Origin of the sequence: Halorussus pelagicus, from assembly GCF_004087835.1 — an archaeon.
In the GTDB taxonomy this organism is placed as follows: domain Archaea; phylum Halobacteriota; class Halobacteria; order Halobacteriales; family Haladaptataceae; genus Halorussus; species Halorussus pelagicus.
In genome coordinates this window covers 823,216-838,333 of record NZ_CP035119.1, presented here as the reverse complement: position 1 = coordinate 838,333, position 15,118 = coordinate 823,216, and the positions used below count along the sequence as shown (strand labels likewise).

Annotated in this window: 17 protein-coding genes; 4 read left to right on the top strand and 13 right to left on the bottom strand. The window is 66.0% G+C overall.

All coding sequences use genetic code 11. The features are described from left to right. Window positions 1–32 precede the first annotated feature (32 nt). Both EP007_RS04345 and EP007_RS04340 read right to left on the bottom strand, forming a co-directional pair. Entirely contained in the window at window positions 33–1,118 is a 1,086-nt protein-coding gene (locus tag EP007_RS04345) for an archaeosine biosynthesis radical SAM protein RaSEA (protein WP_128476489.1), read from the bottom strand. Between the two features lie 337 nt (window positions 1,119–1,455). Continuing rightward, the gene (locus EP007_RS04340) at window positions 1,456–1,887 is read right to left on the bottom strand and encodes a VanZ family protein (RefSeq protein WP_128476488.1); all 432 of its coding nucleotides are present in this window, start codon (window positions 1,885–1,887) and stop codon (window positions 1,456–1,458) included. A 190-nt stretch (window positions 1,888–2,077) separates the two neighbouring features. Here EP007_RS04340 and EP007_RS04335 point away from each other — a divergent pair, with 190 nt between their 5' ends. After that, window positions 2,078–4,009, top strand: coding sequence for an aldehyde ferredoxin oxidoreductase family protein (locus tag EP007_RS04335; RefSeq protein ID WP_128476487.1), 1,932 nt, complete (start codon window positions 2,078–2,080; stop codon window positions 4,007–4,009). Window positions 4,010–4,028: 19 nt separating this feature from the next. Here the strand turns inward: EP007_RS04335 and EP007_RS04330 are convergent, their stop codons facing one another. Both EP007_RS04330 and EP007_RS17315 read right to left on the bottom strand, forming a co-directional pair. Further along, on the bottom strand, window positions 4,029–4,349 hold the full coding sequence (locus EP007_RS04330; protein ID WP_128476486.1) for a hypothetical protein: 321 nt from the start codon (window positions 4,347–4,349) through the stop codon (window positions 4,029–4,031). A 51-nt stretch (window positions 4,350–4,400) separates the two neighbouring features. After that, window positions 4,401–4,571, bottom strand: coding sequence for a hypothetical protein (locus EP007_RS17315; protein WP_166035428.1), 171 nt, complete (start codon window positions 4,569–4,571; stop codon window positions 4,401–4,403). 461 nt (window positions 4,572–5,032) lie between these two features. Between EP007_RS17315 and EP007_RS04325 the strand changes: the two genes are divergently transcribed. After that, the gene (locus EP007_RS04325; RefSeq protein ID WP_166035426.1) at window positions 5,033–5,572 is read left to right on the top strand and encodes a GNAT family N-acetyltransferase; all 540 of its coding nucleotides are present in this window, start codon (window positions 5,033–5,035) and stop codon (window positions 5,570–5,572) included. 215 nt (window positions 5,573–5,787) lie between these two features. Then, window positions 5,788–7,092, top strand: a complete 1,305-nt coding sequence (locus tag EP007_RS04320; RefSeq protein WP_128476484.1) for a trans-sulfuration enzyme family protein — start codon at window positions 5,788–5,790, stop codon at window positions 7,090–7,092. Here the strand turns inward: EP007_RS04320 and EP007_RS04315 are convergent. From EP007_RS04315 to arcS, 8 genes are all read right to left on the bottom strand, one after another. After that, window positions 7,089–7,931, bottom strand: a complete 843-nt coding sequence (locus EP007_RS04315; RefSeq protein ID WP_128476483.1) for an MOSC domain-containing protein — start codon at window positions 7,929–7,931, stop codon at window positions 7,089–7,091. The genes EP007_RS04320 and EP007_RS04315 overlap by 4 nt on opposite strands. Before the next feature lie 41 nt (window positions 7,932–7,972). Further along, window positions 7,973–8,338 carry a hypothetical protein gene (locus EP007_RS04310; protein WP_128476482.1) on the bottom strand — a complete coding sequence of 122 codons (366 nt, stop codon included), beginning with the start codon at window positions 8,336–8,338 and terminating at the stop codon, window positions 7,973–7,975. A gap of 28 nt (window positions 8,339–8,366) precedes the next feature. Then, the gene (locus tag EP007_RS04305; RefSeq protein WP_128476481.1) at window positions 8,367–8,636 is read right to left on the bottom strand and encodes a hypothetical protein; all 270 of its coding nucleotides are present in this window, start codon (window positions 8,634–8,636) and stop codon (window positions 8,367–8,369) included. Next, window positions 8,637–8,942: a ubiquitin-like small modifier protein 1 gene (locus EP007_RS04300; RefSeq protein WP_128476480.1), complete on the bottom strand. Its 306-nt coding sequence runs from the start codon at window positions 8,940–8,942 to the stop codon at window positions 8,637–8,639. It abuts the gene before it with no gap. Between the two features lie 33 nt (window positions 8,943–8,975). After that, window positions 8,976–9,455: a hypothetical protein gene (locus EP007_RS04295; RefSeq protein WP_128476479.1), complete on the bottom strand. Its 480-nt coding sequence runs from the start codon at window positions 9,453–9,455 to the stop codon at window positions 8,976–8,978. An 8-nt stretch (window positions 9,456–9,463) separates the two neighbouring features. Then, the gene (locus tag EP007_RS04290; RefSeq protein ID WP_128476478.1) at window positions 9,464–9,844 is read right to left on the bottom strand and encodes a hypothetical protein; all 381 of its coding nucleotides are present in this window, start codon (window positions 9,842–9,844) and stop codon (window positions 9,464–9,466) included. Between the two features lie 367 nt (window positions 9,845–10,211). Continuing rightward, window positions 10,212–11,060: a GNAT family N-acetyltransferase gene (locus EP007_RS04285; RefSeq protein WP_128476477.1), complete on the bottom strand. Its 849-nt coding sequence runs from the start codon at window positions 11,058–11,060 to the stop codon at window positions 10,212–10,214. A 147-nt stretch (window positions 11,061–11,207) separates the two neighbouring features. After that, a complete protein-coding gene (gene arcS, locus EP007_RS04280) occupies window positions 11,208–12,959 on the bottom strand; it encodes an archaeosine synthase subunit alpha (protein ID WP_128476476.1) in 1,752 nt (583 codons plus the stop codon). Window positions 12,960–13,166: 207 nt separating this feature from the next. Between arcS and EP007_RS04275 the strand changes: the two genes are divergently transcribed. Further along, window positions 13,167–13,538 (top strand): hypothetical protein, encoded by a 372-nt coding sequence (locus EP007_RS04275; protein ID WP_128476475.1) that lies wholly within the window; start codon window positions 13,167–13,169, stop codon window positions 13,536–13,538. Window positions 13,539–13,542: 4 nt separating this feature from the next. Here the strand turns inward: EP007_RS04275 and tgtA are convergent, their stop codons facing one another. Then, the gene (gene tgtA, locus EP007_RS04270) at window positions 13,543–15,015 is read right to left on the bottom strand and encodes a tRNA guanosine(15) transglycosylase TgtA (protein WP_128476474.1); all 1,473 of its coding nucleotides are present in this window, start codon (window positions 15,013–15,015) and stop codon (window positions 13,543–13,545) included. Between the last annotated feature and the right edge of the window lie 103 nt (window positions 15,016–15,118).

The following is a 15,118-nucleotide window of genomic DNA, read 5'->3' as shown; positions in this document are numbered from 1 at the left end:
GCATAGACCGGATGGAACCCGAATCGACCGACTTACCGCGCCAGCGGCAGGCTAAAGCCCTTCTCGCGCTCCACGACGGCTTCCCACGTCGCCTCGCACTCACAGGAGACTTCCTCGAAGACCGAGGGGTCTTGGCGGAGGTCGAAGTCCTTGATGGCCTTCTGCACTCGGTCGTCGCACTCGCCGCAGTTGTGCGGGCCGCGGTCGGACCCGTGGCCCACCGGGTCCGAGACCACGATGGCGTCGGCGTCGGCGGTGTCCTCCAGCACTTCGGCGACCGACCAGAGCCACGGCGGGCGGTAGCCGTCCCGGAAGTACAACTGATCGACCATCGTGTAGCGCTGGACGTTGGTCGGGTTCATCGAGACGGTGTGGGCGTACTCGGCACAGCGGCGCACTGAGGACTTCATGTCCTCGATGGCCTCGGACTCGCTGAGGAACGGCGGCTTCATCAGGAGATAGGCCTTGATTCCGGCCCCGGCGGCTTCGGCCTGCTCGCTCGCCTCGATGTAGTCCTCGAAGTCAAAATACTTGTTCACGCAGTCGTGGCGCACGCGGTCGGTCGCGGTTTCGAGACCGATGGCCACGTCGGTGTTCAGGCCCTGCGCGGTGAAGTCCTCGATTTTGTCCTGCTCCACGAAGTCGGGCAGGCTCTCGACCACGATTCGCTCGCGGTCGGCGAACGTCTCGGCGATGGCTTGGCGGGTCTCCGCGCCGACCTCGCGTTCGTCGAGGAACGACCCGGAGGTGTAAATCTTGATGAGACCGGACTTCCCGTCGGCCTCGCCCGCCTCGATTTTGTCCCGTTCGTGGTCGAGACAAACATCGATTTGGTCCATTAGCGCCTCGTGAGCCACGGAGCCACCTTCGACGGACTCGGCGACGTAGCCACACATCGTACACCCACCGGCGCGCGCCCAGCGACACCCGCCGGTGTTGAGGATGATGGTGAGACTCTGGTAGACGCCGCCGGGGGTGCGGTCCTCGTCTATCCAGACCCGCGTGGGTTCGTGGGGGTCGTAGGTCTTGTCTTTCTCCGCGCGAATCTCGCGCATCACCTTGTTGTGGGCGTCCATGCCCCTCCCCTGCTCGTACACGTCGGGCGTCGGCTTGCTCATTGGGCGTTGGTAGCGTTCGGGCGCGTAAATCGGCTTCGGGTCCGAAATCGGAAACTGGTCGCGGACTCTCTCGTCGTCGGCCTCGTGCCCCTCGTCTTCTCGGCGCGCGCTGGCGGACCCTCGTGGTCCGCCAACCGCGCGAGGGCTGAGGACCGCAGGCCCGTGGCCGAGGACCGCAAGCGGGTGGGGAGGACGAGGCCCGGTGCTGTGCGGTCGCGGTGCGGTGACTCCTCGGCGTCGGCAACAGCTAGCTTCTCTGTACCTTCAACCGTAGCTGTGCTAGCTACTGCCAACACCAATCAGACCGCACCTTCGTCCGATATTCGCTCCGCAGTCGCTAAACCTCTCTCTCGGCCCCTCGTTCCGACGACGACCGATTCACTAGACCCACCAGTACGCGCCAGCCCAGAACCGCCACGCCAGCGCCCACCGCGTCGGCGACCATATCCGCCACCGAGAACGACCGCTCGGCCAGCGGGGCCTGCACGAACTCGATGCCGACGCCGTAGCCGACCGCGAGCAGGCCCGCGAGCGCGGCCGTGACCGCGGGACTGCGACCGGGCGCGAGCGCGCTCGCCAGCGTTCCCGCGAGACCCGCGTAGGCGAGCGCGTGGAGCCACTTGTCCATCCCGAACGTCTCGAAAGGTCCGAGCGCGGCGAGACCCGACGACGGCGAGTCCAGCACCGACGCGAAGAAGATACCACCGGCCACGACCGCGACCGCAACCCACCGGAGCCACGTCGGCGGCCGAACTGCGTGCAGGTTCATCGTCCGAGCGTTGACACCTACGGCGGTAAAAAGCGGCGGTCGTCGGCGGATGGGTCCGTCCTATTCTCCACCGACGACTGCATCTCGTCGCCGACCGCGCCTCGCCGCCGACCGATATAACCGAAATCGGTTACACAGTTACGGCAATCCCTAACACGTTTCCGGCATAAGACAAGTGTACACCGTTACTATGACTGACCTCGGCGGATACCAAGACAACGTCGCCCGAATCGACCTGAGCGAGGAGGGAGTAGACTACGAGAGCATCGACGACGAGGACGCCCGGAAGTACATCGGGGCGCGCGGTCTCGGCGTGAAGTACGTCTTCGACCAAGGCCCGGAGGTGGACCCGCTCGGTCCCGACAACCTGCTGGCGTTCATGAACGGGCCGCTCACCGGTACCCAGACTGTGATGAGCGGCCGCATCGCGGTCGTCACGAAGTCGCCGCTCACGAACACCGTCACCGACTCCCACCACGGCGGGTGGTCGGGAGCGCGACTCAAGTGGGCCGGATTCGACGGCCTGCTCTTCGAGGGCGAGGCCGACGACCCCGTCTACGCGGTCGTGGAGGACGGCGAAGTCGAACTGCGCGACGCTTCCCACGTCTGGGGGTCGGGCGTCCACGACACCATCGACACGCTCGGCGAGGAAGCCGAGGGCAGCGTCGGCAAGAACGTCTCGGTGATGGCCATCGGGCCGGGCGGCGAGAATCAGGTCCGCTACGCGGCTATCTTGAACGAGGACGACCGCGCCTCGGGACGGGGCGGCACCGGCGCGGTGATGGGTTCGAAGAACCTCAAGGCAATCGTCGTCAAGTCCTCGACCAAGATGCCAAAGCCCGCCGACCAAGAGACGTTCCAAGAGGGCCACAAGCAGGCGATGCAGGTGATTCAGGAGTCCGACGTGACCGCCCCGAACGAGGGCGGTCTCTCGATGTACGGCACCAACGTCCTGATGAACCTGACCGAGGAGATGGACGGCCTGCCAACCAAGAACGCCCAGCACACCTCCACCCAGAGCGAGATGGAGACCGACGACTCCGAACCCAACATCGACTCCGAGAACGTCTCCGGCGAGAACGTCCGGGAGAACATTCTGGTGGACGAACCCACCTGTCACTCCTGTCCAGTCGCGTGTAAGAAGGAAGTCGAGGTCGATGTCCACCACAAGGGCGAGGACCACAACATCCGGATGGAGTCCTACGAGTACGAGTCGGCGTGGGCGCTCGGTCCGAACTCGATGAGCGACGACCGCGACAAAATCGCCATGATGCTCGACCGGTGCAACGACATGGGCATCGACACCATCGACGTGGGCAACACGATGGCGATGGCGATGGAGGCCACCGAGGAGGGCCACATCGACGAGGGTCTCGACTGGGGCGACGCCGACACGATGATAGAGATGATAGAGCGCATCGCCCACCGCGAGGACGACCTCGCGGACACGCTCGCGGAGGGCGCGGGCCGGGCCGCCGCCGAGTTCGGCGACCCCGACATGAGCCTCGACGTGAAGGGCCAGACGATGGCGGCCTACGACCCGCGAGCGATGAAGGGGATGGCAATCGGCTACGCCACCTCGAACCGCGGGGCCTGCCACCTCCGGGGGTACACCCCGTCGGCCGAAATTCTCGGCGTCCCGACCAAGGTGGACCCGAGCGAACCCGAGGGGAAAGGCGAACTCTGCGCGACGTTCCAAGACCTCCACGCAATCAGCGACTCGTTCGACATCTGCAAGTTCAACGCCTTCGCAGAAGGCATCGAGGAGTACGTCCTGCAGTTCAACGGCATGACGGGACTGGACTTCTCCGAAGAGGAACTGCTGGAGGTTGGCGAGCGCGTCTACAACCTCGAACGCTACTACAACAACCTCGTCGGCTTCGACGGGAGCGACGACGACCTGCCCGCCCGCTTCGTCGAGGGCGACCCCAAAGCAATTCCCGGACAGGGCGGTTCCGAGGGCCAACTCGTGGAACTCGACCAACTCAAAGACGAGTATTACGAGGTCCGCGGCTGGGAAGACGGCGTGGTTCCGGACGAGAAACTGGACGAACTCGGCATCGACGTGGGACCGGGAACCGGCGTGAGCAGTGGCAGTGCGGCGGCCTCGGGCGACGACTGAGCGCCGAGTCGTTCGGGTTCTACAACGTTTCTGCCCGCTCCACGACGCTATCGAGGTCCCGCTCGTACGTTGTGTCCCGTTCGCCGACGCCGATACACCAGAGAGTGTCGTCTCGTCTCACGTAGTAGGCCCGGTAGTCGCTCTTTCCGATTCGTTGTCGGTACACCGTTTCGTCGGTAGCGGCCGTGAGCGGAGTGACGTAGCTCCGAAAGTCGGCACCCCATTTTTCGACCTTCGTCTCTACCTTCTGAATCCCTCTGTCGTCATCGCCGAGGATTCGCTTCCGTTCGGGTGGGTCGAACTGCGCGAGGTCGTCGGTAACGCAGTCGTGTATTTCCACCGTCCCGACATTATGCATGCCGTGAGCTAACGGACTAAACGACAGATGAAATTAGCTATTCGAGTCGATTTTCCCACGAAGCTCGGCAACGGAGTTGCCCTCGCTCTCCTCGAACTCGATTTCTTCGAGGCGGTCGCTTACCGAGTCGCCGCTTGCCAGTTCGGGGTCAGAAGGTTCTGAATTCTCTCGCTTGTCGGCATCGCTCCCTGAATCGGCGGCCATATGCACATAGGTAGGGAGTCTGAACTAAAAGGATTCCGGTGAAATCGAGTTCGAATAGCGTGGCGGCCTCGGGCAACGACTGACTCCGCTCTTTCTTGAGGGCTGATTTCGACGGAGCCGTCAAGTACGGCGCTCTTCGCATCCGTTATCCCGTTTTTGAGAAGCGGTGCGCCCGACGCCGAAAACAGGTAGAGTGCCGCGCCCAGCAGTACGAGCGGAGCAAAGTAGAGACCACGATAGCTTTGGGTACTCGTTAAATACAGGGCGGTCAAACCGAACGCGACTGGTACAGAGACTAGTAGGACGAATGCTGTTCCGAGTGATGACTCCATAGAAACACGAAAAGTTCAGAAGAACTAAAAATTTCGTCGAGAGCGGTGGTAGCGACGTATCCTCGTTCTGCCACTCTCCGCGACGAATCCGACCGCTACCGCTAACCACGTTCCATGCAAACAACCACCATGGAAATTCGCAACGCAACGACCGACGACGTACCGACCATCCGGTCGGTCGCCCGAGAATCGTGGAAGCGAGCGTACGCCGACGTGGTGCCCGAATCAGTCGTCGAGGACGCCGTGAGCGAGTGGTACGGTGACGAGACGATGACCAGAATCGTCGGCGACGACGAGCAGGTGTGCCTGGTGGCGACTGACGATAGCGAGGCGTCTCACGCCTCGAAAAACGCGAGCGGGGAGCGGAGCGAATCGGGAGGCGAAATCGTCGGGTTCGCACACGGCGCGACCGAGGGCGAGGAGGGCGACGTGTTGCGCCTCTACGTGCATCCCGACCGTTGGAACGAGGGCATCGGAAGCGCCCTGCTGGAGGCGATGGAACAGCGACTCACCGAGATGGGTGCCGAGCGGATGCAGGCGATGGTGCTGGCCGACAACGAGATGGGCAACGCGTTCTACGAGGACCACGGTTTCGAGAAGACCGACGAGGCCGAGACCCAACTCGACGGGACGACCCGAACCGAGAACGTCTACGCGAAGGCGCAGTGACCCGTCTCGCCTCGCGGCGAGCGCCGACGCGCGCCAGCTCGTCGCGGCCGAAATCGGTTTCGTACAGACTTGTGCGGTTATGAAATATCCGCCAAGACGATGGTAATCCCTGCCGATATTCTCCGTGGTAATCTTTCGCAGATATGCATTCTTTCGGCGCATGAGGCAGTCGAAGGAATGATATAGCTCTTCATCGGAGACCTCACTGGTTGTGTATGTCTTCCAAAAAACCGACTGGGGCTGACGATGGACGGGGCGACCGACGGTTCGAAACGCTCTCGGTGACCTACGGCGAGGAACCGGACCCGAGCGGAGTGGGCGACGTGACTTCGCCGATTCACCTTACCTCCACCTACGCGGTCGAGGGAATTGACATGGAGACCGCGCTCGAAGACTTGGACCCCGACGCCGACGAGTATCTCTACACTCGCCTCTCGAACCCGACCCGGCGCGCCGTCGAGAAGCGCGTCGCGGCGCTCGAAGGTGGCGACCACGCGATGGCGTTCGCCTCGGGGACCAGCGCCATCGTCTCGACGATGATGGCCGCGGTCGAACCGGGCGACCACGTCGTCGCCTTCGAGGACCTCTACGGCGGGACCAATACGATGCTCAAGGAGTTGTTCCGCGACAAATTGAACGTCGCGGTGGACTTCGTGGACGCGACCGACCCCGAAGAGGTCCGAGCCGCCGCGACCGACGAGACCGCCCTGCTCTGGATGGAGACGCCGACGAACCCCCTGCTCCGACTGTGTGACATCTCCGAGATGGCCGCCATCGCCGACGACTACGACGCCCTGCTCGGGGTGGACAACACCTTCATGGGACCGTACTTCCAGCGGCCGCTCGAACTCGGCGCGGACGTGGTGGTCCACAGCACGACGAAGTACATCAACGGTCACAGCGACTCGCTTGGCGGCGTGGCGGTCCTCTCGGACGACGCCTACGCCGAGGAAATCGGCTTCCTCCAGCAGGTGGGGATGGGCAACGTGATGGCCCCTTTCGACGCCTACATGATCCTGCGCGGGATGAAGACCCTGCCCCTGCGCATGCGCCAGCACGAGACGAACGCCGCGGAGGTCGCGGCCTACCTCGACGCCCACGAGCAGGTCTCGGCGGTCCACTACCCCGGTCTCGACTCGCACCCACAGCACGACCTCGCCGACGACCAGATGGACGGTCACGGCGGGGTCCTCTCGTTCGAGTTGGACGGCGACCTCGAAGCTGTCGAACACTTCGTCGCGGCGCTGGAGCAGTTCACGCTCGCGGTCAGTCTCGGCGGCGTCGAGAGCCTTATCGAGCATCCGGCGAGCATGACTCACTCGCCGCTCCCGGCCGAGGAGCGCGCCGAGTTGGGAATTACCGACAGTCTGCTCCGGGTCTCGGTGGGCGTCGAACACCCGAAAGACCTCATCGCGGACTTCGAACGCGGGTTCGAGGCGATGAGCGCGGGCGAGGCGGGCGACGCGGAAGAGAGCGCCGACCGCGCCGACGCCTCGGAAGCCTCGGTCTCGACCGACTAGTTCTCGGGTCGCGTACCGACGACTCGAACCTCGTCGCCGACCGCTATCTCCTCGCCCCACTCCGACTCGGGGACTCGCGTGTTGACCATCAACTGGTAGTAGTGGTCAAGTCGATCCGAGTCGGCCCATGCGGGCAGGGTCGCCTCGCGCTTTTCGAGGAACGTCTCGCGGAAGCCTTCTGTCGCCTCGCCCGTGTCGGGGTCTCGCGCCGGGACGACACAGCGCGAGCAGGGCCGGACGCCCTCGAAGCGGACGCCGCCGATCTCGAAGGCGACGACCTCGCCACGGTCGCCGTAGAGTCGGTCCTCCCAGAACGGGGCCACGCCGCCGATTTCGAGGCTCGCGCGGAACCGCCTGCGCGCGCCCGAGAGGTCCATCTCGGAGAACCACGACGCGACCTCCCGGAGCGTCGCCGTGGAGACGACGGTCGGTCCCGACGCCTCCCGGTCGTCGGGGTACCCGCCCGCCGGTTCCCGCCGGACGCTCACCGGGCGGCCGAAGTAGTCGCTCAGCCAGTCGTTCAGGTCGGCGCGCTCGTCCAGTTCGAATCGGTGGGTCTCGTCGTCGCCCTGCACCCGGAGCGTCAGAGTCCCCTCGTCGGGGTCCACCGACGAGCGCAGGCGGTGGACCGCGTCGGTCTGCTTGCCGTTCACGTAGTCGCCGTCACCGGCGACGGACGCCGACTGCGGGTCGTGCGGTCGGTCGGCGGGCGCGTCCACGATGGCGTACTCGCGGTCGCCCGCGAGCGCGCCGCGCTCGGCGAGTCGGACGCGCTCGCGGGGTTCCGGGTCGAGCGACTTGACGGGGTTGACCGCGATTCGTTTGAGCGTCGGAGCCATTGTCTCGAAGTCGGCGCGGCCGGTCGTGAATCCTGCGGTCGCTATTTTTTGGCACCGACGACGACGGTCTCGCGCAGTTCGAGGGCGGTCTCGAACTCCTCGCGGCGCTCCTCGCGCTTGCCGACCCGAAGCAGTTGCTCGGCGTGAGCGCGCGCGACGGCTTCGGCGGCCCGGCGCGACCACCCGCGCTCCTCGCCCACCTCGGCCCAGAACCCATCGGGCGCGAGGAATATCTCGCGCACGTCGTCGGCGTGGACGCGCTCGTACCGTCTGCGGAGTTCGTCGGTCCGCGGTTCGACCGCTCGGCGCGCCTCGGCCACGAGGTCCGGCACCCTGTCGCCACCCACGCTGGCCTTCGCGGCCGTGAGGACCAGCACCTGCCCTTCGATGGGGTTGTCGGCGGTCATCGTCGGAGAGGGTTCGGTCGGCGGGAACTCATCCGCCCGCCCGCATCGCCTTCTGGGAGAACTTCTCGATTACTCCGTCGAGTGTCTCCTCGTCGCCCTCGAAGACGACCGTTACCTCCGTCAGCGTCACGGAGCGGCCGATCTTCACCTTCTCGGAGGAGACGCTGGCCCGCCAGTCGTCAGCGAGAACATCGCCGTCGCCCTCCGGGTCGCCGCCCTCGATGTCGCCGCCGAGGTTCGAGAGGTACCTGCGGGCGAGTCGCTCGGAGATTCCCCGGTAGGACTTCTCGACGTGCATCTATCGCTCCGCGTCCGGCGCGCGAGTCGATTCGCCGGAACCGCCCGCGACCGGCGGGAAGACGCTCAGGGTGTCGCCGTCCGAGAGCGGCGTGTCCACGCCGTCGAGGTGGACCACGTCCTTGCCGTTCTTCATGATTGACAACTGGGTCCGAAGGTCGCCGTCTTCGAACAGGTCGAGACCGTACTCGTCGGTCAGGTCCGCGAGAACGTCGCCGACGGTGGCGTCGTCGGGATACTCGCGCTCGACGATCTTCTGGCCGACCGCCTCCCGGAAGTTAGCGAAGAAACGAAGTTCGAGAGTCACGTCACCGTCTTGGGACCCCGCGAGCATAAATACTCATGCGTCGCGCTTCCGGGGCGACACTCGCAGGTCGCGGCCCTTGCGCCGACCACCGACGGACCCGACGAGCGCACCGACGGCCGCCCCGGCGGCCGTGAGTCCGACCAGCGCGAGCGGGATGGAGACGCCCACCAGCACCGACGTGACTGTCCCCGGCGCGAGCGCGAACCCGGTAAGTCCCGCGCCGAGGGCCGCACAACCGACCGCCGTGGCTCCGTGGCGCGCGCCGGACGCGCCGTCTGACCCGCCGAGATACCCCGCGACGTAGGCCCCGAGGAGGGTTGCGAGGAGCGTCGCCGCCGCGAGGGCGGTCACCGCCGACTCGGGGACGCCCGCCGCGAACGCGAGCGCCGGGGCGACCTGCGGAGCCACCGTGAGAACGCCACCGGCCGCGACCGCACCGCCGTCGAGCCAGTGGTCACTGTGCTGGCGCGCTTTCGCCCGGCGGACGCGCGAGAGCGTGTCGTCGTCGGTCATGCTGTCCGCTATCGCCCCGGCCGGATGCCGTCGCTCACGAGGCGCGCGTGGCGCTCGCGGTCGATTCGCTCGTTGAGGTCCTCGTGGTCGTAGAGCTGGCGCATCAGCGCGCCCATCAGGTCGCGCCACGCCATCGCGTAGATGGGCGACTGGCCCCACGCCCGGAGTTCGGCCACGAAGTCGTCGTACTGCTCCCACCGGTTTTCGAAGCGTTCGAGCATGTCCACGACTGCGCCCGCGGCGGCCTCGTCGTCCTCCTCGGCGATGACCCGGTTGAGCCGTCGCTCCCAGCCTTCGACCGCTCGCTGCATGTCTCGGGCGGCGTCCTCGCCGTCGGCGGGAAGCGACTCGGTAATCGGGTCGGGAACCGTCAGCGAAATCTCGTCCATGTCCGCGCGTTGGTCCTCTCGGGTGAAATACCTACGGTCGCGGATAAAGTTCGCTTTAGACTGGGAGGCGTCGTCTACTGCGGACGCCGAGAAGTGGTCTCGGTGTCGTACGACGAGGTGGCTCGATGTTGTACGACGAAGTCGCTCGCCGTCGCACAACGAGGTCGAACGCGACCGAGGCGCTAGCTACTGCCGATGCCAATCAAACCACACTGCGACGCACTGCAACCGCATCACTCCGTACAGCACCGCAACCGCGGGCCTCACGCCTCCCCGACCTCTTCTCTCTCCCTCCGGTCGCTCAGTCATCCTTCGCGCGGGTCGGTGTTGGCCTGCTCGCGGGACTCGTCGGCAAGTGAGCGTCGCGCTACTCGCCGTCCAACCGCTCGGCCATCTGGACTTCGTCCACGAGTTCGCCCTCGATTTTGTAGTGGTCGGCGCGGGTCGCCTCGCGCGACCACCCGTGTTCTTCGAGCAGTTCGAGCGCCTCGTCGTTGGTCGCCGGGAGGCTCTGGTACACCTTCCGGCAGTCCTCGGCGTCGGCCCACGCCATTCCGCGTTCGAGCAGAGTGCCGCCGATGCCTCGCTCGCGGTACTCGGGAGCGACGCCGACAGTCAACTCCGCGGTGTGGTCCCGCGCCGGGAGTTCGAAGCCCTGTAGGTAGACCCATCCGACGATTTCCCGGTCCACCTCGTCCGCTTTATTTCCGTTCTCGCCGTCTTCGCGCTCGGTCTCGTCGCCGAGTTTCTCGGCGACGAACACCATCCGGGACTCGCGCTCGTTGCGCCGAATCAGCGCGTCGTCGCGCTCGATTGCGTCGGCCACACGCTCGTCCACGACGATGGCACCTTCCGCGGCCACCGCGCGGATAAGTCGAGCGACCGTCTCGCGGTCGCTCTCGCGTGCGGGCCGGATCTCGTACGCGAAGTCGTCAGTCTCGTGGCGCTCGGTCTCCGCGTCGGGTTCGACCGCCAACTTCCCGTCGCGCTCGGTGAGATGCCCCTCGTCGGTCAGCCTCTCGACGTGGGCGTTGAACTCCCCGACCGGCAGACGGACCGACGGTTCGGTCCCCGACCGCGCGGGCTTGGACTCGGCGCTCTCGGAGACTCGAACTTGCTCGCGGACCTCCTCGGGGTCGGCCGCCCCGTGGCGCTCGACGTACCGATAAATACGACTCGCCACGTCGCTCTCGAACTCCAGTTGAGGTGTCGCCATGTTGGCGGAGATACGCCGCCGACGCTCATGGTTATTGCGGCGGTACGAGAGCGTATGCGCCATATTCGCGGGAGGATTAATCTCGCTCCGAGTAAAATATCGCCGCTATCGGGCTGTACGCCCCTGCCGTATTCGCGCTCTCTTCGCCTACTTCTCTTCGACGTGCCGGACCGTGGTGGCGATGCCGCGCGTACTCTCGGCCATCTCCGGGCCGGACATCTCGGCACGGCCGACGGCGAACGCCTTCGGTCCCTCGATGACTACTTCGTCGCCGACGCGCACGTCGTCGTCGGCGTCTACGACGCCCGGCGCGAGGACGCTCCCGTGGGGCGCGAAGTTGTCGATTTCGACGCGCTTGGTCGGGGCGTCGGAATCGACCCACCGGCGAGCGCCCGCGAGGGTAAACGAGAGGACGCCGTACTGGGGCACCATCGCGGCGAGTTGCTCGCCGTCGTCGTCGTGGACCCGCAACTTGGGGTAGCGAGCCTCGGTCCGAATCCCGTCGAAGAGGGCGTCGCCCGCGCCAGCGCCGAACTGGTAGTCCGCGATGGCTCGGATGGTGTTGTGCTGGCGCTCGCGCTTGCCGTACTTGAGTTCGCCGTCGAGGGTCCGCATCAGGTTGCCGAGCGATTCGGTCGTCGTCGGGTGGTCGGAGACGGTGTACTCGAAGTCGAGGTCCAACTGGTCCTCGACGCGCTCGCAGACCTCTCGGTACCCCTCCGGCGGGACGTGCGCGATGACTCGCGGGTAGTCGTTTTGTTCGAGGTAGCGCCGCAGGACTTCGGCGACGAACTGCTTTTCGTCCTCGGACCAGCGACCGGTCACCACCGAGTCGTAGTGCTGGGCGGGGTAAGTCAGTTCGAGTTCCTGTGGGACGACGCCGATGGGCGAGGTCATCGACACCGTGTGGCCTCGGAACTGGATGGCGTCGTGGAACTGGCCGTGGCTCTGGGACTCGCTGTAGGGTTTGGCGGCCGAGCAAGGCACCAGCACGAGGGGGTTGTCGAACCGATTCTGATACCGGGTCGTCACCCTATCCGCGAACCGCTTGATTTCGACGCGCTGGAGGGTATCCTCGGTCGCGGCCGAGAGTTCGGTGTCGCGGATGAGCGGCGTGCGCTCTTCGACGTAGCTCCACTGCTGGTCGAACTCCCGGAACGCGGCGGTTAGCCACTGCTCGTGGCGGGCCTGTCCCTCGATGTAGTCGCGGAGTCGCCCCGCGCGGATTCGCTCGCGGACCACGCCGAGTTCGGCCCTCAGCGCGTTCTCGTTGTGTTCCGCGCAGTCCTCGCGGGTGAACTCCGAGACGGGTTTCTGACAGGCCGGGCAGGCGCAGGGGAGTTCCGAGAGGTCTTCGAGGAAGTGTCGGCCCTCGCTCGTCAGGTACTCGCCCTGTGTCCCTGCGACGACGGCGCGGTCGGCGTCCACGAGGTCCACCCCGGCGTAGGCGAGCATGGCGACGTTCGCGGGCGTGGCGACGCCGGGCAGGTAGAGCGCGCTGTCGGCCGGAATCGCCTCGCGGGTCTCGACGATGGCCTCCTTGAATCCGGCACCGTGGCCGACGAACCCCTGCGCGCCCGAGAGGGCGTAGGCGTCCGCCCCGTGGTCGTCCGCGGTTTCGGGCGCGACGACCGCCGCGCTCGGGAAGTCCACGTCGGGGTACTCGACAGCAAAGGAATCCATCACTTCCTCGTCGGTGCCGCTCGGGAATCCGCGATGGGGGAGAACCGTGAGTTCGTCGTCGCTTCCCTCGGGAATCTCGCGGTCGGCCGTCCAGAGGCTTCCGGCGTCGGCGAGAAAGTCGTCCGCGAGCGCGGGCGTCGTCACCGAGTCCGCGAGGCGCAACTCGGCGATTCGCGCCGCGCCGTCGCGCTCGTGGACCTCGAAGTAGTCGGTCATGCTTTCGGGTCGGGGAGCGAGGGGCAACTATCTTGCGAGTCGGGCCTGCTCGGTGACGGGTTCGCCGTCGCCGTCGCGCACGGTCCGTACTCGTGTCCGGTCGGACGAGCGACCACGTAACGTGGCTCGTAGCCGACTGCTTGCCAGTGTCGAGGAGCGGTCAGTGGTATCGAAAATAGTATCAGATTTACGAGAGCCTTCCCGAACGTGAACACTGACCGGTCTCGCGGACGCTCGCTCAAGCCGTCGCTCGCGCTGTTCGTCCTCGTCGCAGTCTCGCCCGCCATCAGACTCTACGATGCCGGAACCGTCTCGTGGCCGTGGCTCGGTCTCGGCGTCGTCTCGTGGGCGGCCGCGGCGGGTCCGGTCGCGGCCAGTCGGTTCGGCCAGCGCGTCGAGTCGTGGTTCGAATCTATCGGTGTCGGCGGTCGAGCCGCCATTATCGTCGCTCTCGCAATCGTGATTTGGGGGTCGATGTTCGCCATCGAACCGCCGACGCTGCCGACTCAGAGTTACCTCCTCGGTGGTATGGTCGGTCTTGTGTCGGTGGAAATCTGGCAAAAAGCTCTCTCCGAGTGACCGACTACTCCGCGAGGTCCACGGTGTCCACGTCCTCGGGCACCAGCGCCAGCGCGCTCTCGGGCCACCCGTGGTAGGCCAGCGTGAACTCCGTCTCCGGATTCGCCGCCGCGAGGCGGGCGACGCCTTCCGCCGCCGAGCGGTAGCCCTCGGCGTCCATGCGCTCGGGGACTTCGGCGGTCAGGGGATACGTCTCCGAGAGCGCCTTCGGGAAGGGACCGAACGGGGCGACGACGCGCCACGACTCGTCGTAGCGGTCGCTGTGTCCGCCCTCGGTGAGGAAGACGCTGTCGCCGGAGTCGAGACTGAGCCGTTCCAGTCGCGCTTGGTGGCGGACGACCTCGGGGCGTCGCGCGCTCTCGCCAGAGAGGTAGAAGAACGCGCCCTTGGACACCGAGTCCTCGCGCTCCAACTGGTCGGCGTGGTCGGTCAGCGCGCGGTAGCCGTCGAGCATCGCGGGGTGGGCGCGGGCGCGGGTCTCGACCAGTTCGAGCAGGTTTCCGGCGCGAAGCGCCTGCTTGACCGTCCGCATCTCCTGAAACGTGACGTGGAGGTTGTGTTCGGCTAGCAACTCCTCGCGCGTGCGAGCGTCGAGACCGCGCAACTCCGCCGGGGTGTGGTCGGCACAGACCGGACAGGAACACGGGAAGTAGTCCAATTCCTCCAGATGTTCGGTGCCCCGGACCGTCAAATAGCGGTCGTCGCGGGCGTAGAGCGCGTACGCCGCCGAGTCGAAGAGGTCACAGCCCATGGCTACCGCCAGCGCAAACATCATCGGGTGGCCCGCGCCGAAGAGGTGGACCGGCGCGTCCGCGCCGAGACCGCGCTTCGCTCCGGCGACCACGTCCACCATCTCGGCGTACCGGTAGTCGTTCATCAGCGGGACGACCGCGCCGACCGGGAACACGTCCAAGTCCGTCGCTTCGGCGTGGCGACCCGCCTCCTCGCGCAGGTCGGGGTACGTCGAACCCTGCACGGGCGCGTTGACGAGCATCTCGCCGACATCGACGCCCTCGGCGACTTTGAGACGCTCTTGGGTCGTCGCCAACTCGTCTTCGGCCTGCTCTCGCGGGGCGTCGGGCGGCGTCGGAATGTCCACGGGCGTCCCGATGTCGCTTCCAACGTCGTGCTGGAACTGGAGGATTTCGGGCGTCGTCACGTCGATTTCGCCGTACTCGGCCAACTGGAACGACCCCGAGTCGGTCATGATGGCCCCGTCGAAGTCCAGCACGTCGTGGAGACCGCGGTCCAGCGCCGCCTCGCGGTAGTCGTCGCTCCCGTAGAAGATGTAGGAGTTCGTGATGAGGATGTCCGCGCCGAACTCCGACTGCATCCGGGCGGGTTCGACGGTTCGGACGTGGGGATTGACGACTGGCAGGAGCGCGGGCGTCTCGACGGTCACGCCCGCCCGCGGGACCGAAAGCTCCCCGATGCGACCGAGACCGTCTTGGTCGCGTATCTCGAAGTTGTCTCTCATTGGCGCGCTATTGCCGGACGGGGAGGGTAAGGGTTCCGTTCTCCGGCGTCGGTCGGATTTCGCGCAAAGGTCGATTTCCAGTTGGGCGCGTGAGGCCCATGCG

Excerpts from the sequence above, each read along its gene's own strand:
- EP007_RS04345 (WP_128476489.1), bottom strand. The coding sequence starts at position 1,118 with ATGAGCAAGCCGACGCCCGACGTGTACGAGCAGGGGAGGGGCATGGAC.
- EP007_RS04340 (WP_128476488.1), bottom strand. The coding sequence starts at position 1,887 with ATGAACCTGCACGCAGTTCGGCCGCCGACGTGGCTCCGGTGGGTTGCG.
- EP007_RS04335 (WP_128476487.1), top strand. The coding sequence starts at position 2,078 with ATGACTGACCTCGGCGGATACCAAGACAACGTCGCCCGAATCGACCTG.
- EP007_RS17315 (WP_166035428.1), bottom strand. The coding sequence starts at position 4,571 with ATGGCCGCCGATTCAGGGAGCGATGCCGACAAGCGAGAGAATTCAGAA.
- EP007_RS04325 (WP_166035426.1), top strand. The coding sequence starts at position 5,033 with ATGGAAATTCGCAACGCAACGACCGACGACGTACCGACCATCCGGTCG.
- EP007_RS04320 (WP_128476484.1), top strand. The coding sequence starts at position 5,788 with ATGTCTTCCAAAAAACCGACTGGGGCTGACGATGGACGGGGCGACCGA.
- EP007_RS04315 (WP_128476483.1), bottom strand. The coding sequence starts at position 7,931 with ATGGCTCCGACGCTCAAACGAATCGCGGTCAACCCCGTCAAGTCGCTC.
- EP007_RS04310 (WP_128476482.1), bottom strand. The coding sequence starts at position 8,338 with ATGACCGCCGACAACCCCATCGAAGGGCAGGTGCTGGTCCTCACGGCC.
- EP007_RS04305 (WP_128476481.1), bottom strand. The coding sequence starts at position 8,636 with ATGCACGTCGAGAAGTCCTACCGGGGAATCTCCGAGCGACTCGCCCGC.
- EP007_RS04295 (WP_128476479.1), bottom strand. The coding sequence starts at position 9,455 with ATGACCGACGACGACACGCTCTCGCGCGTCCGCCGGGCGAAAGCGCGC.
- EP007_RS04290 (WP_128476478.1), bottom strand. The coding sequence starts at position 9,844 with ATGGACGAGATTTCGCTGACGGTTCCCGACCCGATTACCGAGTCGCTT.
- EP007_RS04285 (WP_128476477.1), bottom strand. The coding sequence starts at position 11,060 with ATGGCGACACCTCAACTGGAGTTCGAGAGCGACGTGGCGAGTCGTATT.
- arcS (WP_128476476.1), bottom strand. The coding sequence starts at position 12,959 with ATGACCGACTACTTCGAGGTCCACGAGCGCGACGGCGCGGCGCGAATC.
- tgtA (WP_128476474.1), bottom strand. The coding sequence starts at position 15,015 with ATGAGAGACAACTTCGAGATACGCGACCAAGACGGTCTCGGTCGCATC.